This window comes from gamma proteobacterium symbiont of Axiagastus rosmarus (assembly GCF_059730925.1).
The window spans coordinates 260,442-285,868 of record NZ_AP035925.1 but is presented as its reverse complement, the minus strand read 5'-3'; the positions used below and the strand labels follow the sequence as shown (position 1 = coordinate 285,868).

The following is a 25,427-nucleotide window of genomic DNA, read 5'->3' as shown; positions in this document are numbered from 1 at the left end:
GGTAATCCGCTGCCGTGGATAGGTTTAGCGCTCGCGCCTGATTATTTCTGGTAAAACGCCGGACGCGGCGGCATGGCAACGGGCTCAATCGCGCCGCTGGTTTGCGCCTTCAGGCAGGCATCGGCAGCCACCGAGGCGGCAAAGCCATCCCAGGCGGAAGGCCCGCTCAGCTGGCCCGCTTTCACATCATTGATAAACGCCTGCAGCTCAACGTCGTAGGCGTCGATAAAGCGATCTTTCCAGTCGGTCAGCAGCGCGTTGCCAAGGCGGGCATCTTTGCGCATCTGAATGGCCGACGGCTCCGGCAGTCTGGCGATGCCCTCTTCGCCCACCACTTCACACTGAATGTCATAGCCGTACGCACAGTTAACAAAGATCTCTACATCGATGCGGATGCCCTTCTGCGTTTCAAACAGCACGATCTGCGGATCTTTCAGCTTCGCGTGTGACTTTGAAGTCGTGCGCGGGAACACCACCTGCACGCTTTTGTAATCGTCCTCGGTCAGCCAGCGCAGGACATCCAGCTCGTGAATCAGGGTATTGGTAATAGCCATGTCGGTGGTGTAATTCTCGCCGACGCTCTGATTACGGTGTGCGCAGTGCAGCATCAGCGGCTCGCCGATGTCACCGTCGGTGATCACCTTTTTCAGCGCGCGATAGCCGGCATCATACGGGCGCATAAAGCCCACCTGCACCAGACGTTTGCCGTGCGCGATCTCGGCGTCGACAATGCGACGGCAGCCCTCCGCGCTCAGTGCCAGCGGCTTCTCGCAGAACACCGGTTTCCCGGCGGCAATCGCGGCCAGCGTGAACTCTTCATGCGTCGGGTCCCACGAGGTCACAAGCACGGCATCCACTTCCGGCGAGTTAATCACCTGATGACCATCCTGATACACTTCGGCCTGGATATTCAGCCGCTGCAGCGCCGCGCGCGCCCCTTCCACATTGATGTCTGAAACCGCCACCACTTTTGCGCCCTGCAGCACGTTGTTGCAGCGACGAATATGTTCCTGACCAATTGCGCCGGTACCGATTACACCGAGTTTGAGCGTCATAATTACACCTGTAGAGTCGGATAAGTAGGGTAAAACGGGCCGGGCAGCGCCGGCCTGAAAAGGGTTAGTACTTACGCGCCTGTTGAATATGCTGATTGAGCTTGTCGGCCACCTGCTGCGTCCGCTCTGAGGTGGAAGCCTGCGCCACGCCGACGTGCCACCAGCTGAAGTATTTGTGCACCATGGTTTTCGGCAGCACTTTGATGTCAATCAGGGTCGAAACCGTCTGCTGCTGCGCATCTTCCAGTGCCGCTTTCAGCTGCTCCAGCGTGGTGACACGGTAGGTTTTACAGCCGTAGCCGGCGGCTATCGCCGCGAAATCTACCGGCACGAAGCCGCCATCCAGCTTGCCGCCCTGCGGATTACGGAAGCGGAACTCGGTGTTGAAACTGTCCATGCCGTGTTCCATCTGCAGGTTGTTGATGCAGCCATTGGTCATGTTATCCAGCAGGATGACGTTGATTTTCGCCCCTTCCTGAATCGAGGTGACCAGCTCGGAGTGCAGCATCATGAATGAGCCGTCACCCACCATGGCGTAGACTTCGCGCTGCGGCTGTGCCAGCTTCACGCCCAGCGCGGCATTCACTTCGTAACCCATGCACGAGTAGCCGTACTCAACGTGATACGCGTTGTAATCTTTGGTGCGCCATACGCGCTGCAGGTCACCCGGCAGACTGCCGGCGGCGGCGACAATCACCGCATCCTTTGGCAACTGTTCGTTTAAGGTGCCCAGCACGCTGCTCTGCGTCAGCACCGACTTTGTCAAACGCTCAAACTCGGCGAACAGCGCGGTGCGATCGATGTGGTCAGCGATTTCCGGAATAAAGTCGTCGGTGTTGAAAGTGGCGGCGTACACGCGCTGCGTCTCTTTCAGCAGCTTGCTCTGCGCCTGTTCAATCTGACCACCCCAGTGATTCTCAAAGCCGTTCAGTCCGGCTTCCAGCGCGGTTAATCCCTCGCGTGCATCCGCCAGCAGCTGCACGCCATCCAGCTTGTAGCTGTCGAAGTTGTTGACGTTAATGTTGAGGTAGCTGATTTCCGGATGCTGGAAAATCCATTTTGAAGCCGTGGTGAAATCGGTATAGCGCGTACCAATACCGATCACCAGATCGGCCTCTTTAGCCAGCAGGTTCGCCGCCAGACAGCCGGTTTCACCCACGCCGCCCACGTTCAGCGGATGGTCGGAAACGATGGTGCCTTTGCCGGCCTGCGTTTCGGCAAATGGAATATTGAAACGCTCGGCAAAGCTCAGCAGCGCCTGACCGGCATCGGAGTATTTCACGCCGCCACCCACTACAATCAGCGGCTTGTGCTTACGCGCAATCAATGCCAGCGCCGCGTCCAGCTGGGCCGCCGTCGGCAGACGCCGGTCAAGCAAATGCACGCGTTTCTGGAAGAAGTATTCCGGGAAATCCCAGGCTTCGCCCTGCACATCCTGCGGCAGCGCCAGCGTTACCGCCCCGGTTTCCGCCGGATCGGTCAGCACGCGCAGCGCATTGATACAGGCGGTCATCAGCTGTTCCGGACGGCTCACGCGGTCCCAGTATTTACTCACTGCGCGGAAGGCATCGTTGGTGCTGATGCTGAGATCGTGACTCTGCTCGATCTGCTGCAGCACCGGGTCCGGCTGGCGCGTGGCGAACACATCGCCCGGCAGCAGCAGCAGTGGAATCCGGTTGGCTGTTGCCGTGGCTGCCGCGGTAATCATGTTGGCGGCACCCGGTCCGACGGAAGAGGTACAGGCAATGATTTGACGGCGCAGCGACTGCCGGGCAAAACCGATGGCAGCGTGCGCCATACCCTGCTCGTTACGGCCCTGATACACCTGTAAATCGCCGCTGTCCTGCTCCAGCGCCTGGCCGAGGCCGAGCACATTGCCGTGGCCGAAAATAGCAAAGATGCCGTGCACGAATTTGGTTTCAACGCCGTCAACGTTCAGGTACTGGTTATCCAGAAATTTCACCAGCGCCTGTGCGGTAGTCAGTCTGATAGTGCCCATATGCTTCTTCCTTTACATGTGGTACCCGCTCAGGGGGTACGACGCGATTCGGGTCGGCGGTGAAAACGCGCCCGACGCTAAGTGAAACGTGTGGCGATTATAAACAAATGTTTTTTCCATTAAACCTGATTACAGAAGAAACATTTCATTTTGCGATGAAGATCAAATTCGGCGCTGAAACGCGGGCGATGACGGGACGGGATGACAGCAAAGTGAAACAACCTGCTATGCCTCAGCCATCATAACGAAATTTCATTTCACGTCAGCAGCTTCCTCTCATCCGTCATCATTTCCTGCGAGCTGGCTCACAAGCCAGAGCACCCGCGAAACGGGCAAGCCGTAAAGGGCGGGAAAGGTAGCGGCACCAGAGTTTTACCTGGCTCACAAAATCGCGATGGATGTTTCATTTCATATTGTGTTTGGAATTTTTATTCCTCATACTGCCCACATAGCCAGTCAGGCACCCCGAGACCCCGGAAGCATTGCGCTTGATAGTGGGCGGCAGCGCCCGCCGTGTCTGCTTATCACAGAAGGAAACCATCAGTATGAGTACACAACAGAAGCGGCTTGATGTGATTTGTATTGGACGCATCGCCGTCGATCTTTACGGCCAGCAAATTGGCTCGCGCCTGGAAGATATGACCAGCTTTAACAAATACCTCGGCGGCTCTTCCGGCAACGTAGCCTATGGCACCGCGATTCAGGGGCTGAAGTCGGCGATGCTGGCGCGCGTCGGTGACGAACACAATGGCCGCTTCCTGCGTGAAGAACTGCAGCGCGTGGGCTGCAATACTGACGGGCTGATCACCGATAAGCAGCGCCTGACAGGGCTGGTGATTCTCGGCATCAAAGACGAAGAGACCTTTCCGCTGATTTTCTATCGCGACAACTGTGCTGATATGGGGCTGGTTCCCGAGGACATTCGCGAAGAGTTCATTACCTCGTCCCGCGCCGTGGCGGTAACCGGCACCCACCTGTCGCATCCGGACACGCGGGCGGCGGTGCTGAAAGCGCTGGATATTGCCCGGCGCAACGGTCTGCGCACCGCGCTGGATATCGATTATCGCCCGGTGCTATGGGGTCTGACCTCACTGGGTGACGGTGAAACACGTTTCATTGAATCCGGCCAGGTGACGCAGCAGCTGCAGGAAGTGGTGCACTATTTCGATCTGATCGTCGGAACGGAAGAAGAATTCCATATCGCCGGTGGCAGTACCGATACGCTGACCGCGCTGAAAAATGTGCGTAAGGCCAGCAGCGCCACGCTGGTCTGCAAACGCGGGCCGCTGGGTTGTGTGGTGTTTGAGGGCGAAATTCCTGACAGCTGGGAACAGACGCGCCTGCACAGCGGCGTGCGCGTTGAGGTGCTCAACGTGCTGGGCGCCGGCGATGCGTTTATGTCGGGCCTGCTGCGCGGCTGGCTCAACGATGAGAGCTGGGAACAGGCGTGCCGCTACGCCAACGCCTGTGGCGCGCTGGTGGTATCCCGTCACGGCTGTGCACCGGCGATGCCAACCAAAGAGGAGCTGGACGATTTCCTCAGCCGCGATAACGCGGTGAAACGCCCGGATCTGGACGCGCGCCTCAATCATCTGCATCGCGTTACCACGCGTAAGCAGCAGTGGCCGGAGCTGAATGTGTTCGCCTTTGACCACCGTAAACAGCTGGCCGATATGGCGCGCGAAGCGGGCGTCAGCGAGGAGCGCATTCCGCAACTGAAACTGCTGCTGCTGCAGGCGGCACAGGAGGCGGCTAACGAAGCCGGTCTCAATGAGAAGAGTGGTATCCTGGCGGATACCACGTACGGCCAGAAAGCGCTCAACGCCATCACCGGCAAGCACTGGTGGATTGGGCGGCCCATCGAGCTGCCGAGCTCACGGCCACTGCGTCTTGAGCACGGCAATATTGGCTCTCAGCTGGTGGACTGGCCGGCCGAACACGTCGTCAAATGCCTGGTGTTTTACCATCCCCATGACAGTGCTGAACTGCGTAAAGAGCAGGACGAACTGGTTCTTGACGTGTGGCGCAGCTGTAACAAAAGCGGGCACGAGTTGCTGCTGGAAGTGATTCTGCCGGAGAGCAACCCGGACCGTAACGAGTCCTACTATTACGACATGCTGAGCCACTTCTATAGCCTGGGCGTGCAGCCGGACTGGTGGAAGCTACCACCGCTGACGGCGGAGAGCTGGCAGGCGATCGGCGAGCTGATTGAGCAGCAGGATCCGCACTGTCGCGGCATTCTGTTACTCGGCCTTGATGCGCCGGAAGAGAAGCTGAAAGCCGGCTTCGCCGCCGCCGCGCAGGCGACGTGGGTGAAAGGTTTTGCCGTGGGTCGCACCATTTTTGGCCAGCCGTCACGCCAGTGGCTGAACGGTGAGCTGGATGATAAGGCGCTGATTGAGACCGTGAAAGGCAATTATCTGCGCCTGATTGGCTACTGGCGCGCCGCGCGCGGCTGACGGATTTGAAGAGGATGTACTGAGAAGCGGCCTGACGGGCCGCTTTTTAGTGAGTTGCGCGCGGATGCCGTTCAGGCAGGTCGTTAAGCATTGTGGCAGGCCTGTCAGGCCGATCAGACCGCTCCGGACTGTTCCCTCTCTCACTGAATGAAGAAGCAAAACCTTGCGACCCGCCTGATAAACCGCTCCGGACTGTCCCCTCTCCCGCGTGCGGGAGAGGGTTAGGGTGAGGGAAAGCCCTCAACCCCCTGAGTTTTGTGAGGCAATTCATAAACCGATGAAATAGCCTTCACGATAGCGTCAAACAAATGAAATTTTCCATCCATCTGGTACTATAGCGCTCATTATCCAGCCATATTTCCTTTTCTGACGGGCCGAAGTAATGACCAATAACCCAACGCAATTAACCTTGTTACAGGACGATATCCGTCGTCGCTACGAGACGCTGAGTAAACGCCTGAAGCAGGTGGCTCGTTATATCCTTGATAACAGCAACAGCATCGCGTTTGATACCGTCGCTTCTATCGCCCAGCAGGCGGATGTTCCGCCCTCCACGCTGATCCGCTTCGCCAACGCGTTCGGCTTTAGCGGCTTCAACGAAATGAAACAGGTCTTTCGTCAGCACCTGATGGAAGAGACCGTGAACTATACCGAACGGGCGCGCCTGTTCCGCCAGACGGCCACCGACGACAGCGCCAGCTCACCGGAGAGCCCGGTGGAGATCCTCAACGTCTTTACCATGGTCAACAGCCAGGCGCTGCAGCAGCTGGCGATGCAGGTGAATCCCGACCAGCTGAACAAAGCGGTGAAGATGCTCAACGAGGCGGAGAACATCTACATCATCGGTTTGCGCCGCTCGTTCAGCGTGGCCTCGTATCTGGTGTATGCGCTGCGCCATCTGGAGCGTCGCGCTTTTCTGATTGATGGCCTGGGCGGCATGTTCACTGAACAGCTCAGCATGGTGAATCCGAAAGACGTGGTCATCGCCATCAGCTACTCGCCGTATGCGCGTGAAGCAGTGGAACTGGTGGAGCTGGGTGCTAAACGTGGCGCGCATCAGATCGCCATCACCGACAGCCAGGTCAGCCCGCTGGCAGCGTTCAGCGATGTCTGTTTTGTGGTGCGCGAAGCGCAGGTGGATGGCTTCCGCTCGCAGGTGGCCTCGCTGTGCCTGGCGCAAACCCTGGCGGTGTCGCTGGCGCTGAATAACAGCAGCAGCGAATAAACCTCAGGTACCGAATGGAACAAAGGCAGCCATCTGGCTGCCTTTTTTTATCTGTGCGCATCAGTGAATGCGTGTGCCGTTTAACCTGGTGCGCATTTCCGGCGACCGCGCGGAGACCCGATTAACGGCGCGGATACTGCTCACTGTTCACCCAGGCGTGATCCTTTTCCCAGGTAAATTTCCACAGCCGTACCGGCCCGGCCATCACGTTCAGATAATAGTTATCGTAACCGGCCAGAGTCGCCACCGGATGATACCCGCGCGGCACCGTTACCACATCGCGGTTATACGGGGCCATACACTCGTCGAGCGAACGGTCGTCGGTGTAGACGCGCTGCATGGCGAAACCGGGCTCAGGATCGAAACGGTGATAATAGGTCTCTTCCAGATAGGTTTCGTCCGGGCTGTCCTTCTCATCGTGCTTGTGGCTGGGGTACGAACTGGTCGCGCCCTCGTCGGTATACACTTCCACCACCAGCAGGCTGTCGGCCGGTTGATTATCCGGCAGAATGTTATGCACCAGGCGCTGATTGCGCCCTTTGCCACGGTGCTCCACGCCAACATCCTGCGGTGCAATCAGCCGCGCCGGCAGATTGCCACTGCCCGGCGCACTGCATACCGCCAGCTCCAGATCGCTGTCGGCAGTGACTTCAACCTCATCATGATGCGGCACGTAAACCGAGTAAGGCGGCGTGCGCTCAAACGGCGACTGGCGCTTACCGATGCCGGGGAATTCTGCGTCGCGGGTTTTCACCGACGCCAGACCGGCCACCAGCACCAGGCACAGCTCTCTCTCGCCGCTGCTTAACCGCAGCGTCTGGCCCTTTTTCAGCAGATAAGCGTCAAAGCCCACATATTCCCAGCCGGCGCTCTCGGGCGTCACGTGCTGGATACGCCCGTGGCTGTCCGGCTGCTGCACTTTTGAAATCAGTGACATCCTGTTTCTCCTGTTGCGCGACATTAACCCAGCGTTGGCATGCTGAATTCAGAAACGGTCTGCTGACCGCTTGGCCAGCGCACTGTTGCCGTTTTCATGCGGGTGTAGAAACGCACCCCGTCCGGACCGTGCACGTTGAGCGCACCAAACACCGAACGCTTCCAGCCGCCAAAGCTGTGGAACGCCATCGGCACCGGCACCGGCACATTGACGCCCACCATGCCCGCTTCCACGTTGTGCACAAATTCACGGGCGGTGTGGCCGTTGCTGGTGAAGATGGCGCTGCCGTTACCAAATTCGTGGCTATTCACCAGCTGCAGCGCGCTGTCGAAGTCGCTGGCGCGCATGATGCTCAGCACCGGTCCGAAAATCTCTTCGCGCCAAATCACCATCTCCGGCGTGACGTTATCGAACAGCGTACCGCCAACGTAGTAGCCCTCTTCATGGCCCGCGACTTTCACGCCGCGTCCGTCAACCACCAGCGTCGCGCCTTCCTGCTCACCTTTGTCGATGTAGCCCAGCACTTTCTTCTGGTGCGCAGCGGATACCACCGGTCCCATTTCATTCTCTTCGGCACCCTGCTGCATGCCCGGCCCCACGCGCAGCGCTTTGATCAGCGGCGTCAGGCGCGAAATCAGTTTATCAGCTGTATCGTCGCCAACCGCCACCACCACCGGCAGCGCCATGCAGCGTTCCCCGGCAGAACCGAAAGCACCGCCCATGATAGCGTTCACGGTGGCATCCAGATCGGCATCCGGCATCACAATGGCGTGGTTTTTCGCGGCGCCGAAGGCCTGCACGCGTTTGCCATGCGCGCTGGCGGTTTTGTAGATGTGCTCGGCCACGCCGGACGAGCCGACGAAGCTGACCGCCGCGATGCGCGGATCTTTATACAGCTGCTCGGCGTCTTCGTTTGAGGAGTGCACCACGTTGAACACGCCATCCGGCAGGCCCGCTTCTTTCAGCAGCTCAGCCATGCGTACCGAGGCAGAAGGATCGAGCGCCGGCGGCTTCAGCACAAAGGTATTACCGCACGCCAGCGCGATGGGGAACATCCACAGCGGCACCATCGCCGGGAAGTTGAACGGCGTAATGCCCGCGACCACACCCACCGGCTGCATCAGTGAATAGCTGTCGACGCCGGAACCGACGTTCGGTGAGTTTTCCCCTTTGATCAGGTGCGGAATGCCGCAGGCAAATTCGATCACTTCGATGCCGCGCGTCAGCTCACCCAGTGCGTCGGACCAGACTTTACCGTGCTCAGAAACAATCAGTGCCGCCAGTTCATCGCGATGTTTTTCCATCAGCGCTTTGAAGTTGAACATGACGCGGGCACGACGCAGCGGCGCCGTTTTCGACCATTCCGGAAACGCCGCATGGGCGACCTCAATGGCCTGCGCCACTTCTGCCGCCGTGCTTTGCGTCAGTTCGCGGATCACTTTGCCGGTCGCCGGATCGTAGACCGGAATGGTTTCGTTGCTGGCGCTGTGCGTGATTTTGCCGCCGATAAAGTTTCCTACGATAGTCATGTCGTTGCCTCTTTGATGTGTAAGGTCCCTGCAGGCCGCGGGTCAGTCTGGGTCGCGCCCGATCAGGCAATACGGAAAGCGTGCTATGAAGCTATTACAGTGAAATAAATTTTTCAAATAGTTCTTTTTGGAAAATTTACTTTTAGCGGCCTGGATCGCATTTTTCCGCCAGCGTTAGCGGACTGGCGCAAAGTGCGGGCCTGATGACAATGCCTATGCTGCCTGCGCCCGTAATCAGCAGCAGGGAGATTAGCAGGACGAGCAGTCAGCGAGAGGGTCAGCGCCGCAGCGTGGCTGGATGAAACGAAATATGAAATTTTTGCGAGGCAGATCCAATATCCGTTATTTCATAATTCAATTAAAACGAAATAAATGTTTTCTTTGCAGTATCTGCAGGCAATACGATGTGAAACGAACCCTTATCTGTGTCTTAGCGACACGCTTTTGTTAGTGTTGGCCTCGGTCGGAGGCCTTTTTTTCACCTGTTTCCCCCATCCGATGCGTGATTGCCGCAGCGGATTGCCCGATGCACATCAATGCGCGCTCTGTCATGTTGTAGATACCGTCTTGCCGGTTACCTGGCAAGACATATTTCGGCATCGAACGGACGACCCGATTTCAGCACGCCATAAGCCAGCTGCAGCAGCTTCTTCATCGCCGCGCACACCACGACTTTTCCCGTTTTCTTACCCGCATCCAGCCGTTTCTTCAGCGCACTCACCGCCGGATTCCACTTCATCGCCACTATCGCAGGCATGTACAGGGCCTTGCGCATCGCGCTGTTGCCCATCTTCGATATCCTGCTTTTGCCCTTCCACTCACCGGACTCCTGCCGCATCGGATTCAGACCCACCCACGCCACAAGCGCCTTGCTGCTGCTGAACCTCGACATGTCCCCCAGATACGCCAGCATCGTGCTGCTCAGCACGCCCGCGATGCCCGGGATGGACTCCAGCAGTTCCCTGTTCTTTTTAAGGCCCGGATCATTGTCGATATGGTCGTTTATTGCCCGCTTCGTTTCGTCTATCTGCGCATCCAGCGCCGCAATGACCACGCGGATTGAGGGCTGCACCACCGCATCCGAGACCTCCAGCCGGTTCTCTTCCATCTGCCGCATTTCCTGAAGATTCGTCAGGCGCTTCACCAGCGCCTTCAGCCTGCGTTCATTCAGCGGCGCCGGCTGCCACAGCGACGGGCCGTGCAGTTTACAGTAGCGCGCTATCATGCGCGCATCGTCTTTATCCGTCTTGTTACGGCTCAGCTCCGCCTGTCCGAAGCGCCTGATGCGCGCGGGATTTTCCACGCTGACATCATAGCCTTCGTCGTGCAGGAAGGTGGCCAGCGGCTCACTGTACGCGCCGGTAGCCTCCATGCAGATATGGCAGCAGCCGAACGGCTCCAGCCATTTTTTCAGGGCGATAAAGCCCTTAGGGGTGTTGGGAAAGACTTTGGTTTTGTAAGACGTGTCGCCTTTCCAGACGGCCACATCAAACTTTCCGGAGGCAACATCAATGCCGACAGGCATACGGGTTTGCATAGATTCTCCTTAACAGCACAGGGAAACCGCCATGACCATCCTTATGGATGCGTGCTCGGGGCACAGGATACCGTCCGGTCTTGAAGGCGGGAGTTAAGTTGCCGGGGATGAATCTACGAAGCAGGCTTTATGCCCAGGGGGCGCCCCCATCTCACCAGCAACTTCCCGATGATCAGTCGGGGATCATCATACCCGGAGGAGAATGATCGGGATATAAGGGGCGCCATTTATGGCGACCTGGACGCAGTATCCTCGGCTGGCAATCCAGCCTGACGCTTGATCATCCGCAGGGTACAAAGCAGCGCAAATCCCACCAGCAGCGCAGTCAGCAGGTAGACCAGCTGTACACCGGCGAAGCTCATGATAAAGCCCGCGATCGGACCGGTGATGCCGAGCGACAGATCCATAAACGCGGTGTAGGTGGCCAGCGCGCTGCCCTGGTTCTGCTGCGGCACCACTTTGACTGCGACCACGCCAATCGCCGGAAACACCAGCGAGAAACCGGCGCCGGTGAGAAAAGCGCCGAACTTCGCCATCCACGGATCGAACGCGCCCGCCACCAGCAGCAGGCCAATCGCCTCGACGGCAAAACACAGGCTGGCGACGCGCAGTCCGCCGAGCTTATTAATGGCGTTGGGAAACAGCAGGCGCATGCCGACGAACGCAGCGCTGAACAGCGTCAGCGCGAAGGCGGCACCGTCCCAGCCCTGCTCCTGATAAAACAGGGTGATAAAGGTGGCGATCACGCCAAAGCCCGCCGAGCCCATCGCCAGCAGCAGGCCAAAACCGTACACCTTACCGAGCACCGCACGGAACGGCAGCGGTTTGGCCTTGCTGCCTTTCACCGGCGCACGGGGCAGCGCCAGCACTATCGCCAGCACGCTGATGGCGATAATCACGCTGGAGAGCAGCAGCAGGCCGCCGCTGCGAAAGATCATCACCCCAAGCGGTGCGCCAATCGCCATTGCGCCATAGGTGACAATGCCGTTCCAGGAGATCACCCGACCAATATGCAGCGAGCCGACTTTCGCCACGCCCCATAGCGAGGTGCCGGTGCCGCAGAAACTCTGACCGACGCCCAGCAGCACGCGCCCGAGGCACAGCAGCGCGAGGCTGAGCACCTCCTGCTCCTCTATCAGCGCCGACAGCAAAATACACAGTCCGCTCACCAGGCTGCCAAACAGCCCAAGCACCACCACTTTTTTGGGTCCCCAGCTGTCGGCATAGCGACCGGCATGCGGACGGCTCAGCAGCGTGGCGACATATTGCAGGCTGATCACCACGCCGGCCCAGAAAGCGCTGTAGCCCAGGCCGTCATGGACAAAGCCCGGCAGCACCGCCAGCGGCAGGCCAATGGTCAGATAGGTGGCGAAGTTGAACTTCACGATGGAGAGAATCTGTAAATTCAGACGAAAACGGCTGTATTCGGCCGCGGCGGGCTGGTCAGGCATGAGTGATTGCGCTCGTGTTTGACGGAATTTTTATAGCTGAAGCCTCACTATACGCCTTTTCTCGCCGTGCGCACCGTCGATTCGCGGCGGGCTGATGGCGGTATCTCTGGCGGTGCTTATCGGGTTCGCTTCGCTTACTCCTAAACAAACAATTACTTACTGGCGTTCAACTACACTTTCCACAGCGAACCACCATTCAGGAGAGGGAATGAACGAAAAGCCACAGGAGAAAATTGGCCAGAACATCCTGGTCAAGCTGGCGATGTTAGTGATTATTCTGGCGGGCATTCGTGCCGCGTCGGATATTCTGGTGCCCTTCTTACTCGCCAGTTTCCTGGCGATTGTACTTAATCCGCTGGTGACCCTGCTGATGCGCCGGGGTTTGCGGCGCGGCGTGGCGATCTCGCTGGTGATCACGGTGATCTTCATTGTGATGCTGCTGCTGGTCGGGGTGCTGGCCAGTTCGGTAAGCGAGTTCAGCGATACCTATCCGCAAATCCGCAGCCTGCTGGAACAGAAGCTGACGGTGCTGCAGCATTTCGCCGCACAGTTTCATATCAATATCTCCACCAGCGCACTGGCGGCACGGCTCGATCCCAATGTGATTATGAACATGGCCACCACGCTGCTGGCGCAGTTCTCCGGTGCCATGACCAATGTGGTGCTGTTGATTCTGACTGTGGTGTTCATGCTGTTTGAGGTGCACCATCTGCCATACAAATTGCGCAATGCGATGATGAATCCGCAGATCCGCATCGCCGGATTGCACAAGGCGCTGAAGGGCGTCACGCACTATCTGGCACTGAAAACGCTGGTCAGCCTGATTACCGGGCTGGCGGTGTGGCTGGTGCTGATGCTGCTGGACGTCAAATTTGCGCTGTTCTGGGGTGTTGTCGCCTTTATCCTCAATTTTATCCCCAATATCGGCCCGATTATCGCCGGAGTGCCGCCGTTTATTCAGGCGCTGGTGCTGAATGATGTATATGACGCCGTGCTGGTGGCGGCGCTGTTCAGTGCCATTCACATGGTGTTTGGCAATATGCTGGAACCGCGCCTGATGGGACGTGGGCTGGGACTGTCAACGCTGGTGGTGTTTCTGTCGCTGATTTTCTGGGGCTGGCTGCTCGGTCCGGTCGGGATGCTGCTGTCGGTGCCGCTGACCAGCGTTACCAAAATCCTGATGGAAACCACGCCGGGCGGCAGCCGGCTGGCGATAATGCTGGGTAATGGCCGCCCCAAACCGCGCCTGCGCGTCAAAAATAACCGGCCCGCGCCGCGCCCGTAACGTCTTACCACGCCACGATGCCAGACGATCGGTATTTGCCGATCGTCTGGCAGCGCCCCTGCGCAGTGACGTTGCCGCCGTATGGCGTCAGTGCGCATCGCCATACCTGATGATTCTGGCGCAACATTCTTACTCATCTCGTGCCACAGGCTTTTCCTGCCGGGAAATGCCAGTAACGGCAAAACATTGTCAATAAACGCAAAGCGCAAACCATAATTGACTTGTATCAGATTGGTGGAAAATCAAAACGCTAACATGCACGGCCGCGGGAAAGTGTTATGCTGCTGACGCCGTAACGCGCTTCCTGAATGCTGCTTAAACCGACCGAGGAAAGTCTGGTGCCTCTGCAAAAACGACAACGCGATTTTGGCTGGCTGTTGATTGTCTGTGCCGGGTTATTACCGCTGGTGCTGGGCATATTTTGCACAGCCATTGAGGCGCGCCATACGGTCAGCCAGCAGCAAATTGCCACCGCCAATGCCCTGCTGACGCAGGCAGAAAAGATGAGCGACAGCGCCTGGGATATGGTGACCCGCCTGCGTCAGTACCAGAATCGTCGCTGCGCCGATATTGATGAAGATTTGCAGCGCGCCGGCACCCTTAACGCCTACTTCCGCTCGATTGGTACCCTGCAGGGCAGCGAAATCACCTGCTCGTCGGCTTACGGGCTGCAGCACGACACGCTGGCCGGGATGATGATGCAGTCACCGCCGGTGACCGGCAAAGCCTGGTGGAGCCTGTCGATTCGCGGCACCTCCGGCGTACCGGATCGCCCGGCGGTGATTTTCGTGCGTCACCTGCCGGACAGCAGCGGTTTCTGGGCGGTGATTGATGGCCAGTATCTGATGGACTTCATGCGCGCCATCGGTGAGTCGAACCGTTATCAGATGAGCCTGCGCTTCAACGGCGGCAGCCCCATCGCCAGCGGTCCGGACGACCAGCCAGAGCTGCTGTACCTCAGCAGCGCCAACTATCAGGCGGAGTCCAGCCGCTATCCAATCAGCGTCAGCGTGACGGTACCCGCCGCCGAGCTGATCAAAGCCTGGCGTCAGGCGCTGCTTATTTTCCTGCCAATGGCCGCCATCTTTTCGATTTTGCTGATGGTGCTGACCGCCAACTGGCTGCGCCGCCGCCTCTCATGGGCGGATGAAATTCGCCGGGCGATACGCAACCGTGAGTTCACGGTGCACTATCAGCCGGTGTACAGCACCGGGATTCAGCGCTGCACCGGTGCGGAAGCGCTGATGCGCTGGCAGCGGCCCAACGGCGAAATGATCCGCCCGGACATCTTCATCAGCCATGCCGAAGCGGAAGGCATGATCGTGCCGCTGACCCAGCATTTGCTGGCGATGATGGCGGAAGATATCCAGAGCTGGCAGGTTGAACCGGGCTTCCATATTGGCTTTAACCTCGCGGCTGAGCATCTGCAACACCCTGATTTTGTACAGGACATGATGCGTTTTGCCCGCAACATCCGTGACAAACAGATGCTGATCACGCTGGAGCTTACCGAGCGCAGCCTGATCGAGGACGGCGACGCGGTGTCGCGCAAGCTGCGCTATCTGCAGTCACTCGGCATGAAGGTGGCGATTGACGACTTCGGCACCGGCCACTGCGCGCTCTCCTATCTGATGACCTTCCCGCTCGATTACCTGAAGATTGACCGCGGCTTTATCAACGCCATTGAAGGACTGGAGATCGAAACCCCGGTGCTGGATGCCATCATCAATCTGTGCCACAAGCTGCAGCTCGAGGTACTGGGTGAAGGGGTAGAAACCGCGTTGCAATTTCAGTATCTGCAGCAGCGTGGCGTGGTATTTATTCAGGGCTATTATTACGCCCGTCCGATGGACAATAACCAGCTTCGCGCCTGGCTTAATCAGCAGGGGCGCCAACCGCTTCCCGTTGAGGACCACCATGAGCCTGAACTGCATCATTCTTGATGATTATCAAAATGTTGCCCTGTCGCTGGCCGACTGGGCATCGCTGCAACCGCAGGTACAAACTACCGCGCTGCACCGCCACTACGCCGACGAAGATGAACTGGTCGCTCACATCGCCCACGCCGACATCCTGGTGGTGATGCGCGAACGCACGCCGCTCAGCGCCCGGCTGATAGGCCGCCTGCCCAATCTGAAGCTGATTGTCACCTCCGGCATGCGCAATGCCTCAATCGATCTGCACGCCTGTGCCGAACGGCTGATTGCGGTGTGCGGCACCGCCAGTAGCAGCGCGGCGCCGCTGGAACTGAGCTGGGGGCTGCTGCTCGGTCTGGCACGCCATATTCCGGCGGAAAGCCAGGCGCTGCGCAGCAACGGTGCGTGGCAGCATACGCTGGGCATGGCGCTGCACGGCAAAACTCTCGGCCTGCTTGGGCTGGGCAAGATTGGCGGTGAGATGGCTAACGTGGCGCGCGCCTTTGGCATGCGCGTGTGCGCCTGGAGCCAGAACCTGAGCGAAGCACGCGCAGCGGCGTGCGGCGCAGAGAAGATGGCTTCGCTGCCGGCGCTGCTCAGGGCGAGCGATGTGGTATCGATTCATCTGGTGCTGAGTGAGCGCACCCGTCATCTGCTGGACGACGCGGCGCTGGCGCACATGAAGCCGGGCGCGCTGCTGATTAACACCTCGCGCGCCGGGATTGTCGATCAGCAGGCGATGATCAGCGCGCTGCAGTCTGGTCAGCTGGCGGGCGCCGGGCTGGATGTCTTTGAACAGGAGCCGCTACCGGCCGATCATCCGCTGCGTCAGCTGCCGAACGTGCTGGCGACGCCGCATCTGGGCTACGTCGCCGACACTAATTACCGCACCTACTTCAGCGAGGCGGTGGAAGATATTGCTGGCTGGCTGCACGGCGCGCCGCTGCGCTCGCTGCTTTAAGCCCCCGGCGCGTCGACAGCACCAGGGTTAGCTGTGGCAGTACAGGCGCGGCAGCCCGGCATAATTAATCATCTGGTCGCCATTGGGCAGCTGGTACATCTGGTAATAATCGTTATTGCCCTCGCGCGCTGGCGAAAACACAATCTGCGCCGCCAGCGCGGGCGGTACGGTGTCGTCTGCCAGAATACGTACGTTGCGCGTGGTGCTGAGCATGAAATCGCCCTGGCGGCGCCAGGTGGTATCGGATACGCGATGCAGGCGATAGTGGCGATCGCGTACCGTGACGGTGCCGGTTAGCGTTGAGCTGCCGCTGCCGTCCGCCTTAAAGCGCGTGCGAATAGTGGCATCAATCGCGCCAGCCGGCGCGCCTTCATGATCAATACGATACGGTACTTCACACCACTCCGGCACCGGTTCTGCCGGCCGCAGCAGCAGCGCCAGCGCCCACGGCAGCACAAAGGCCAGCACCACCGCCGTGGTGATTATCGCTTTACGCATCGGGTATCTCCTGCGCGGACACCATCCATGAAATACATTCGTTGTCCTTCTGCGCGATCGGTTTGGCGCACAGGAAGGTGCTGGAAAAGAGTCGGGTGCGCACCGGGTTGATGTACACCATCGGCGGCGCTGAGCCATCCGGCAGGCGCGGCTGCCACTGCCGATAGCGGCGCAGCGCGTCCTGCACCACCCACGAATCGGCTTTCAGGTGGCTGGGGATAAACACCTGGCTGTTCTGAATGCGCAGCAGCGGCCGGAAATCCAGCGCATCGTGCTGCACAGGCGCAAACATCTGGCGTGCCAGCAGCGCCAGCGCGACATTCACCAGCAGCAGCGCAACGATTACCCAGCGCAGCACAGGCCGCTTTTTCTTTACGCTGGCCGGCGCGGGCGCAGGTTGCGGACTGACCACCGCTGCCGCTGGCGCAGCCACCGGCTCATCGCTCAGCGGCGCCACATCGACCTGATCGGCCAGCACGCAGCCAATCAGCGGCACCTGATGCACCAGCGGCCCCGGCGCGCGTGCCAGCTGCGCCTGCTGATTGATGGCGGCAATGGTGGCCGTCAGGCGTTCGGCGAACGGTGTGTCGCTGGGGACGCGCTGGAACAACGCATGCAGGGTCTGGTTGCGCACCAGTTTGCCATCCGCATCAATTACGCGCCGCAGAATAGCGGTTTGCAGCGGCGTCAGTGCCACGCGGTGCGCGGGCGACTGCACCGGGAAGAGGACCTGCTGGTCAACGTCAAAACAGAGACTTTTTGCAAATAAAACAAAGCGTGCCATGCGGCGCCCGATCTCCGGCAGAGAAACTGGCGCAAGTATAGATATTTTCGCTCGCCCGCGCATCTACGCTGCGGCCTGCGTCGCGATTCAGACAATTTTTTTGCCGCGATTGCGGACCAAAACGGCCATAGTTTTAGCCAAAAAATAGCCAGTTATTGGCGGAAACATGACAAATATCACATTTAAACGGTATACTCTGTCGCGGGATGCAATAATTACCTGAGTAATAATTGCTTTGGCAGGCTAGGGAAAAAACCACTTTCACGGCTATGCTTTAATTTTCTCAACGCCGCGGACTGAACGCTCCACCGAGTCCGCAGCGTTGAGGACTTTTTGAATTCCAATACAGGGTAACCTCATGAAATTACGTAGGAAGCGTGTAAAACCTATTGGGCTGGATGACGTCACGATTATCGATGACGCTCGTTTACGTAAGGCCATTACCGCCGCGTCACTCGGTAACGCGATGGAATGGTTCGATTTCGGTGTTTATGGCTTTGTGGCCTACGCGCTGGGTAAAGTGTTCTTCCCGGACGCCTCGCCAGGCGTGCAGATGATTGCCGCGCTCGGGACCTTCTCGGTGCCGTTCCTGATCCGTCCGCTGGGCGGCCTGTTCTTCGGCATGCTGGGCGATAAATACGGTCGCCAGAAAATCCTGTCGATTACCATTGTCATCATGTCGATCAGTACCTTCTGTATCGGCCTGATACCGTCTTACGCCTCGATTGGCATCTGGGCACCGATACTGCTGCTGCTGGCGAAAATGGCGCAGGGCTTCTCGGTAGGCGGGGAATATACCGGTGCGTCAATCTTCGTCGCCGAATATTCGCCGGACCGTAAGCGCGGCTTCATGGGAAGCTGGCTGGACTTCGGTTCGATTGCCGGCTTCGTACTGGGCGCGGGCGTGGTGGTGCTGATCTCAACGGTGATTGGCGAGCAGAAATTCCTCGACTGGGGCTGGCGTATTCCGTTCTTCCTCGCGCTGCCGCTGGGCATTATCGGCCTGTATCTGCGTCACGCACTGGAAGAGACCCCAGCGTTCCAGCAGCATGTTGAGAAGCTGGAGCAAGGTGACCGCGAAGGTCTGCGCGACGGCCCGAAAGTGTCGTTTAAAGAGATCGCCAGCAAACACTGGAAAAGCCTGCTGGCCTGTATCGGTCTGGTGCTTGCCACCAACGTGACCTATTACATGCTGCTGACCTACATGCCGAGCTATCTGTCGCATAACCTGCACTACTCGGAAGATCACGGCGTGCTGATTATCATCGCCATCATGATGGGGATGCTGTTTGTGCAACCGGTGATGGGCATGCTGAGCGACCGCTTCGGCCGTCGTCCGTTCGTGATCGTCGGCAGTATCGCCCTGTTCTTCTGTGCGATTCCGGCCTTTATGCTGATCAACAGTAACGTACTGGGGCTGATTTTTGCCGGTCTGCTGCTGCTGGCGGTGATCCTCAACGCCTTCACCGGCGTGATGGCCTCGTCGCTGCCGGCGATGTTCCCGACGCACATTCGTTATAGTGCGCTGGCCAGCGCCTTCAACATCTCGATTCTGATTGCCGGCCTGACGCCAACCGTGACCGCCTGGGCGGTGGAAGCCAGCAACAATCTGTATATGCCGGCTTACTACCTGATGGTGGTGGCGGTGGTCGGTCTGGTGACCGGTCTGTACATGAAAGAGACCGCCAACAAACCGCTGCGCGGCGCGACACCGGCGGCATCGGACCTCGAAGAAGCGCGTGAGATCCTGCAGGAGCATCACGACAATATCGAGCAGAAGATTGAAGATATTGATGAAGAGATCGCCCGCCTTGAGGCGAAGCGGAAAAACCTGGTGCAGCAGCACCCGGACATCAACGAGTAATCTGCCCTTTCACTCCCGCCACCCGGCGGGAGTTTTGTTTTTGCGGTGGCCGGGTGCGTGAGCATGTGTGTGCTGCGGTGATGCTTCCAGGTGCGCATGAATGTGCACCCTACGGGTAACGGCGGGTTGGGATGCTGCAGTTGCCTGGTGCGCTGTAGGGTCGGCATTGATGCCGACCGGCAACAACGCCCGGCCCGCACCGCACACAATCCTTCATGCTACCCGGCGAAAAGGGGTAAACTGTCGCCACTTTTTTCACCAGCATAAGTTAACCGAGCATGTCTGATTTCAATCTCATTCAGCGCCCAAGAAGACTGCGCAAAAGCGCGTCAATGCGCGAACTGTTCCAGGAATCCCACCTCAGCCTGAACGATCTGGCCCTGCCGATCTTCGTTGAAGAAGGCGTGGATGATTACGTGCCAATCAACGCCATGCCGGGCGTGATGCGCATTCCGGAAAAACGTCTGGCGTACGAAATCGAACGCATCGCCAAAGCCGGTATCCGTTCGGTCATGACCTTCGGTATCTCGCACCACACCGATGCCACCGGCAGCGATGCATGGAACGAAAACGGCCTCGTGGCGCGCATGTCGCGCATCTGCAAAGACACGGTGCCGGAAATGATTGTCATGTCCGATACCTGCTTCTGTGAATACACCAGCCACGGCCACTGCGGCGTGCTGTGCGATCACGGCGTCGACAACGACCAGACGCTGATTAACCTCGGCAAACAGGCGGTGGTTGCTGCGCAGGCCGGTGCCGACTTCATCGCGCCATCAGCAGCAATGGATGGCCAGGTGAAAGCGATTCGCCAGGCGCTGGACGCGGCCGGTTTTACCGATACCGCTATCATGTCCTATTCCACCAAATTCGCCTCGTCGTTCTACGGCCCGTTCCGTGAAGCAGCGGGCACCGCGCTGAAAGGCGACCGCAAAACCTATCAGATGAACCCGATGAACCGCCGTGAAGCGATTCGCGAGTCGCTGATTGATGAAGCGGAAGGTGCAGATTCGCTGATGGTCAAACCGGCAGGCGCTTACCTCGATATCCTGCGTGATATCCGCGAGCGCACCACGCTGCCGCTGGCGGCTTACCAGGTGAGCGGTGAGTATGCGATGATCAAATTTGCCGCTCAGGCGGGCGCCATCGATGAACGCAACGTAGTGCTGGAGAGCTTAGGTGCCATAAAACGTGCCGGTGCCGATCTCATTTTCAGCTATTTCGCCCTTGATCTTGCCGAGCAAAAAGTGCTCTGATCCTCTCGTTACGCTAAACAATCGCGCATTGCCGCGGTTGTTTAGTGCTCTCTGTCCCTGCGCGGGCACGACATCCGGTTTGCTGTAACACATCCATCATTAACAAGAGTTACGCGATGAAAGCACCTGCACTGCCTGCGGACGAATCACAGCGTCTGGCCCAGTTACGTGCGCTCAACATTCTGCACACACCCACAGAAGAGCGTTTTGACCGTTTAACCCGCCTCGCCCGACGTCTGTTTGACGTTCCGGTCGCGATGGTCAGTCTGCTGGAGAATGACTATCAATGGTTTAAATCCAGCGACGGTTTTGATCGGCCAACCACCGCGCGTAACATCTCTTTTTGCGGTCATACCATTCTGCAGGATGAGGTGATGGTGGTCGAGGACGCGCTGGCCGACACGCGCTTCAGCGATAATCCGCTGGTTACCGATGCAGACAATCCGGTGCGTTTCTACGCGGGCTATCCGCTGCGCACGCCGTCTGGTGCCAAAGTCGGTACGCTGTGCATCATCGATAATCATGCGCGCCAGTTTAACGCGGAGGATCTGCACGCGCTGCGCGATCTGGCGGCCATGGCCGAAGCCGAGCTGGTAGCGTTTCAGACCGCGACGTCCGATGAGCTGACGCAAATCACCAACCGGCGCGGCTTTATGACGCTGGGACAGATGGCGCTGAATGAGTGCCTGCTGAGACAACTGCCCGCCAGCCTGACGTTTCTCGATCTCGACGGCTTCAAGGCCATCAACGACCGGCATGGTCACCGCGAGGGCGACCGCGCGCTGATGGACTTTGCCGATGCCATGAAGGTGAGTTTTCGCCATGCCGATATCTTTGCCCGACTCGGCGGTGATGAGTTTGTGGTGCTGCTGAACGGCATTCGTCAGGACGAGGCGGAAGCGACGCTGGCGCGCTTCGCCCACTATCTGCATAAACAGATGCAGGATCTGGAGCGGCGTTACACGCTGCAGTTTTCATCGGGCATCGTGGAATTTGATCCGCAGCAGCCGCAATCGCTGGAGCAGCTGCTGGAAAGCAGCGACGCACGCATGTACGCCGCCAAGTACCAGAAAAGGCAGCCGCGCAGATAGCCGCTCCTTAATGCGCCAGGTCGTCAATCAGCGTCTGATTAAACTTCGCTGGCGCTTCCATCTGCGGCGCGTGCCCCATGCCGGGGAACTCAATCAGTCGCGCGCCGGGAATCAGCTGTGCCACCTGTTTGCCCAGCACATTGTAATGGCCGAGCTGCGCTTTCACCGCCGGTGAAGCGATATCGCTGCCAATCGCTGTGGTATCGGCCGTGCCGATCATCAGCGTGGTCGGCACCTTCAGGTCTTTAAACTCGTAATAGACCGGCTGGGTGAAAATCATGTCGTAGATCAGCGCCGAGTTCCACGCCACTTTCTCATGCCCCGGTCCTTTATTCAGCCCGGCCAGCATCTGCACCCATTTGTCATATTCCGGCTTCCACTGGCCGCTGTAATAAGTGTGCTGCTCATATTTCTTAATGCCCGCCGCATCGAGCTTCAGCTCGCGCTGATACCACTGATCCACTGAGCGCCACGGCGCGCCCTTCGCCTTCCAGTCCTCAAGGCCAATCGGATTGACCAGCACCAGCTTCTGCGTCTGCTGCGGATACATCAGTGCGTAACGCGTCGCCAGCATACCGCCGGTCGAGTGGCCAACGATCACCGCTTTCTCAACGCCGAGCTGCGCTAACAGCTGATGAGTATTTTGCGCCAGCTGCTGGAAGCTGTACTGATAGCGGGCGGGTTTGGTGGAGGTGCAGAAACCAATCTGATCCGGCGCAATCACGCGATAGCCCTGCTGGCTCAGCGCGTTGATGGTGTCTTCCCAGGTGGCAGCGCAGAAGTTTTTACCGTGCATCAGCACCACTGTCTGACCATTAGCCTGCTGCGCCGGCTTCACGTCCATATAGCCCATGCTGAGCGACTGCTGCTGGGAGGAGAAGGTAAAATGCTGCAACGGATAAGGATAGTGAAATCCCTCCAGCTGCTCGCCATACACGGCCTCTGCGGCCTGCGCGCTGAGCGTGCCGCACAGCATCGCTGACGTCAGCGCTACGCTGAGTAACGGTTTTAATCGAAAACGAAACGTCATGTGACCTCTTCTGTACAGGGGAAAAACCCTCAGTCTGGCACGAAAACCGCCGGTGGATATTGATGCGCCGTGCCGCCGCCCGTCACACCTTTAACTGTTAAGCCGCGCAAAGCGATAACCCATTTGCGTTAATAATAACGGCCGTAATTACGGCAACTATTCAACATCATCACAACATGTCGGTGATTAATTTCACGATAAACAAGACCAGTCTTGATGACAATTAATAAAAAAGCCATTTCCTGATAAAACTTTACGTTACGCCAGTGCTTAAAAAGTTTAATTTAATTACACTGTGTCGAGTTATTGGAGGACCATAATGATGCAGCAAAAATACAACCAAGGGGTGATTGATTCGGTGACCGAATGGATTATGGCCAACCTGGATCAACGTTTGAGCATTGATGATATTGCACTGAAATCTGGCTATTCCAAATGGTATTTACAGAAACTGTTTGCCCGTTACCATAACGAAACGCTGGCGCGTTATATTCGCAAAAAGAAACTGATTTGTTGCGTGAACGAGCTGAAATTCAGCCGCACGCCGATTATCAGTCTGGCGGTTAAATACCATTTCGAAAGTCAGCAATCCTTTACCCGCTCGTTTAAACAGGTGATGGGCTGCACGCCGCTATTCTGCCGCAAACGCCAGCTGAGCGATGCTGCCGAAGCCCTGCTGCGTAATAGTGACGATCCCTGCGCGCTGTGTCGCAAAGTCGGGTTTAATCGCAGCGAGCAGGAAAAACAGGTTTGTAATCCGGTAAGCGAAAATAATGGGAAGTTTCCAGCGCGTATTAGCTGCGCGGTACGTTAATCACGTCTGATATTTCGGGAAAATATTTATAACCGCGTGAGTAGAAGCGGCGCGATTTATTGCGCTGATGTTCAGGTGCACCGTGCCTGTCCGGGCGGTGCGCAATAAATTCGGACCCTACAACCGTGCAATTACCTTGTTACGGTGCGCATAAATGCGCACCCTACAACCGTGCAATTATCCTGACACGGTGCGCATAAATGCGCACCCTACAACCGTGCAATTATCCTGTCGCGGTGCGCATAAATGCGCACTCTACAACCGTGCAATTATCCTGACACGGTGCGGATAAATGCGCATCTGACAAAACCGTGTAACGTTCCTGTAGGGTCGCCATTTATGGCGACCTTTCGGCATTGCAAACAGAAACACCCCCGGTTATTTTCCGGCCGGTGAAACCCTGTTATTCCTCAGCGCACCGGCTGGCCCGGCAGCAGCTTATCTGACATCAACTGGCGACAAACAAACGCGTCCTGCCGCGCCTGCTGCTGCTGTTGCGGCGACAAATCCTGCCATACCGTTTGCAGATGCTCCGCCAGCCCGGACTGGAAATGAATCTTCTGCAGCGCGTAATCCGAATTACCGCCTTCAATAATCTGCTGCATCGCCTGCGCGCTGTTATCGCGCCCGTCGTGGGTCAGCGTACAAAAGGTCGCGATGTAGTAAGCCTTGTCCTCATCGCTGTAATGCGGCATCAGCCACCAGACCAGCGCACTGATAACCAGCAGCAGCGGCAGCAGGAATTTGATTTTTAACATGGATTTATTGACCAGCTGAAAAAGAAACCGCCGCGATCTTAACAGATTCGCCGCGCCATGCCGCACGCCATTTTCAGGCTTTTCTCCGGCAGATTGAGACGAGGCTTAACGGGTGATACACCGATGTGCTTATAAAGTAGCCCGCTCAATTTTCCTCGTCATTCAGGGAATGAACATCATGAAAAAAAGCCAGCTGGCGCTGCTGATTGGTACCTTATGCCTTAGCGGTTCACCCTATGCCGGGATTATGCGCCATGACATTGACGTGCAGGAATACCGCGATTTTGCCGAAAACCGGGGCAAATATGCTATCAGTGCCACCGATATTCCCCTCTATCGCAAAGATGGCACTTTTTAAGGCTAGGTACTGGACGTGCCGATGCCGGACTTCAGTATGGTCAGCGACGAGGGTTTCAGCTCATTTATCGCACCATCTTTTGTCACAGGCGCCAAACATATTCGATATGTCCTGTCGCTGAACTTAGGCAACAAAGCCAGGTTCGCGCCGACTTACCGCGGCATTAACTATAACGATGATCCTTCTAGAGATTTTCACTTGCCGCGGGTGAATAAGGTAATTGTTGAAAGCGCGCCTACCCCATATATCACCGAAGAAGACTTTCTGGCAAATCGCAGTCGTTATACCGTATATGCACGCCTGGGTGCCGGTTATCAGCAAATTGATGATCCCGAAACCGGTAAATTGATACCCATCGATGGGGCCTACGTCTATAACACTGGTGGAACCTTCAAACCCGAAGCCATTACAACTTTCTATCATTACTACATAAAGTGGCGAACCTTCGCGCCAGATAATCCGGCATTTTCTCCGTTGAGCATTGGTACCCGTCCGGGTGATAGCGGTAGTCCGATATTTGCCTGGGACAGTATCGACAAGCGCTGGATACAACTCGGCGTCCATTCTAACATTTATGGTGGTGGCACCACCTACAAGCATTTCGCTGGCAGTACCTTAAT

19 protein-coding genes and 1 pseudogene are annotated in these 25,427 nt (G+C 57.7%); 10 read left to right on the top strand and 10 right to left on the bottom strand.

The genetic code is table 11. The features are described 5' to 3' along the window. Positions 1 to 41 precede the first annotated feature (41 nt). Together iolG and iolD are read right to left on the bottom strand one after the other, a co-directional pair. On the bottom strand, positions 42 to 1,055 hold the full coding sequence (gene iolG, locus AC6I8F_RS01240) for a bifunctional inositol 2-dehydrogenase/D-chiro-inositol 1-dehydrogenase (RefSeq protein ID WP_021507394.1): 1,014 nt from the start codon (positions 1,053 to 1,055) through the stop codon (positions 42 to 44). Positions 1,056 to 1,119: 64 nt separating this feature from the next. Next, positions 1,120 to 3,054: a 3D-(3,5/4)-trihydroxycyclohexane-1,2-dione acylhydrolase (decyclizing) gene (iolD, locus tag AC6I8F_RS01235; protein ID WP_021507393.1), complete on the bottom strand. Its 1,935-nt coding sequence runs from the start codon at positions 3,052 to 3,054 to the stop codon at positions 1,120 to 1,122. A gap of 545 nt (positions 3,055 to 3,599) precedes the next feature. Between iolD and AC6I8F_RS01230 the strand changes: the two genes are divergently transcribed. Continuing rightward, the gene (locus tag AC6I8F_RS01230; RefSeq protein WP_021507392.1) at positions 3,600 to 5,513 is read left to right on the top strand and encodes a bifunctional 5-dehydro-2-deoxygluconokinase/5-dehydro-2-deoxyphosphogluconate aldolase; all 1,914 of its coding nucleotides are present in this window, start codon (positions 3,600 to 3,602) and stop codon (positions 5,511 to 5,513) included. 382 nt (positions 5,514 to 5,895) lie between these two features. Then, a complete protein-coding gene (locus tag AC6I8F_RS01225) occupies positions 5,896 to 6,738 on the top strand; it encodes a MurR/RpiR family transcriptional regulator (RefSeq protein ID WP_031279682.1) in 843 nt (280 codons plus the stop codon). 121 nt (positions 6,739 to 6,859) lie between these two features. Here the strand turns inward: AC6I8F_RS01225 and iolB are convergent, their stop codons facing one another. The 4 genes from iolB to AC6I8F_RS01205 all read right to left on the bottom strand — a co-directional run bounded on the left by iolB (position 6,860) and on the right by AC6I8F_RS01205 (position 12,192). Then, positions 6,860 to 7,675, bottom strand: coding sequence for a 5-deoxy-glucuronate isomerase (iolB, locus tag AC6I8F_RS01220; protein ID WP_211726999.1), 816 nt, complete (start codon positions 7,673 to 7,675; stop codon positions 6,860 to 6,862). A gap of 23 nt (positions 7,676 to 7,698) precedes the next feature. Continuing rightward, entirely contained in the window at positions 7,699 to 9,204 is a 1,506-nt protein-coding gene (locus tag AC6I8F_RS01215) for a CoA-acylating methylmalonate-semialdehyde dehydrogenase (RefSeq protein ID WP_021507389.1), read from the bottom strand. 574 nt (positions 9,205 to 9,778) lie between these two features. Continuing rightward, the gene (locus tag AC6I8F_RS01210) at positions 9,779 to 10,741 is read right to left on the bottom strand and encodes an IS110 family RNA-guided transposase (protein ID WP_021312959.1); all 963 of its coding nucleotides are present in this window, start codon (positions 10,739 to 10,741) and stop codon (positions 9,779 to 9,781) included. Between the two features lie 227 nt (positions 10,742 to 10,968). After that, on the bottom strand, positions 10,969 to 12,192 hold the full coding sequence (locus AC6I8F_RS01205) for an MFS transporter (RefSeq protein WP_498028407.1): 1,224 nt from the start codon (positions 12,190 to 12,192) through the stop codon (positions 10,969 to 10,971). Between the two features lie 208 nt (positions 12,193 to 12,400). On the opposite strand from AC6I8F_RS01205, the gene AC6I8F_RS01200 reads away from it, so the two are divergent. From AC6I8F_RS01200 to AC6I8F_RS01190, 3 genes are all read left to right on the top strand, one after another. Beyond that, positions 12,401 to 13,477, top strand: a complete 1,077-nt coding sequence (locus AC6I8F_RS01200; protein WP_150059640.1) for an AI-2E family transporter — start codon at positions 12,401 to 12,403, stop codon at positions 13,475 to 13,477. A 338-nt stretch (positions 13,478 to 13,815) separates the two neighbouring features. Then, positions 13,816 to 15,420: an EAL domain-containing protein gene (locus AC6I8F_RS01195; protein WP_498028406.1), complete on the top strand. Its 1,605-nt coding sequence runs from the start codon at positions 13,816 to 13,818 to the stop codon at positions 15,418 to 15,420. Then, positions 15,395 to 16,354, top strand: coding sequence for a D-2-hydroxyacid dehydrogenase family protein (locus tag AC6I8F_RS01190; RefSeq protein WP_260642069.1), 960 nt, complete (start codon positions 15,395 to 15,397; stop codon positions 16,352 to 16,354). Before AC6I8F_RS01195 ends, AC6I8F_RS01190 begins: the two co-directional genes overlap by 26 nt. A 27-nt stretch (positions 16,355 to 16,381) precedes the next feature. On the opposite strand, the gene AC6I8F_RS01185 is transcribed toward AC6I8F_RS01190, so the two are convergent. Next, positions 16,382 to 16,852: a hypothetical protein gene (locus AC6I8F_RS01185; protein WP_021508122.1), complete on the bottom strand. Its 471-nt coding sequence runs from the start codon at positions 16,850 to 16,852 to the stop codon at positions 16,382 to 16,384. After that, positions 16,845 to 17,636, bottom strand: coding sequence for a hypothetical protein (locus AC6I8F_RS01180; protein WP_498001747.1), 792 nt, complete (start codon positions 17,634 to 17,636; stop codon positions 16,845 to 16,847). The genes AC6I8F_RS01185 and AC6I8F_RS01180 overlap by 8 nt, the downstream gene beginning before the upstream one ends. 358 nt (positions 17,637 to 17,994) lie before the next feature. On the opposite strand from AC6I8F_RS01180, the gene proP reads away from it, so the two are divergent. From proP to AC6I8F_RS01165, 3 genes are all read left to right on the top strand, one after another. After that, on the top strand, positions 17,995 to 19,500 hold the full coding sequence (proP, locus tag AC6I8F_RS01175) for a glycine betaine/L-proline transporter ProP (protein WP_021508120.1): 1,506 nt from the start codon (positions 17,995 to 17,997) through the stop codon (positions 19,498 to 19,500). Between the two features lie 278 nt (positions 19,501 to 19,778). Next, a complete protein-coding gene (hemB, locus tag AC6I8F_RS01170) occupies positions 19,779 to 20,756 on the top strand; it encodes a porphobilinogen synthase (RefSeq protein ID WP_031279816.1) in 978 nt (325 codons plus the stop codon). A gap of 116 nt (positions 20,757 to 20,872) precedes the next feature. Then, positions 20,873 to 21,847: a GGDEF domain-containing protein gene (locus AC6I8F_RS01165; protein WP_104094165.1), complete on the top strand. Its 975-nt coding sequence runs from the start codon at positions 20,873 to 20,875 to the stop codon at positions 21,845 to 21,847. 7 nt (positions 21,848 to 21,854) lie between these two features. On the opposite strand, the gene AC6I8F_RS01160 is transcribed toward AC6I8F_RS01165, so the two are convergent. Further along, on the bottom strand, positions 21,855 to 22,877 hold the full coding sequence (locus AC6I8F_RS01160; protein ID WP_058780201.1) for an alpha/beta fold hydrolase: 1,023 nt from the start codon (positions 22,875 to 22,877) through the stop codon (positions 21,855 to 21,857). A gap of 319 nt (positions 22,878 to 23,196) precedes the next feature. Between AC6I8F_RS01160 and AC6I8F_RS01155 the strand changes: the two genes are divergently transcribed. Then, complete coding sequence (locus AC6I8F_RS01155) at positions 23,197 to 23,691, top strand: helix-turn-helix domain-containing protein (RefSeq protein ID WP_215480654.1); 495 nt, start codon at positions 23,197 to 23,199, stop codon at positions 23,689 to 23,691. 410 nt (positions 23,692 to 24,101) lie between these two features. Here AC6I8F_RS01155 and AC6I8F_RS01150 read toward each other — a convergent pair whose 3' ends face one another. Then, a complete protein-coding gene (locus AC6I8F_RS01150; RefSeq protein ID WP_088516543.1) occupies positions 24,102 to 24,449 on the bottom strand; it encodes a hypothetical protein in 348 nt (115 codons plus the stop codon). Positions 24,450 to 24,618: 169 nt separating this feature from the next. Here AC6I8F_RS01150 and AC6I8F_RS01145 point away from each other — a divergent pair. After that, a pseudogene (locus tag AC6I8F_RS01145) lies at positions 24,619 to 25,389 on the top strand (S6 family peptidase); the annotation flags it as partial. Positions 25,390 to 25,427: the final 38 nt, after the last annotated feature.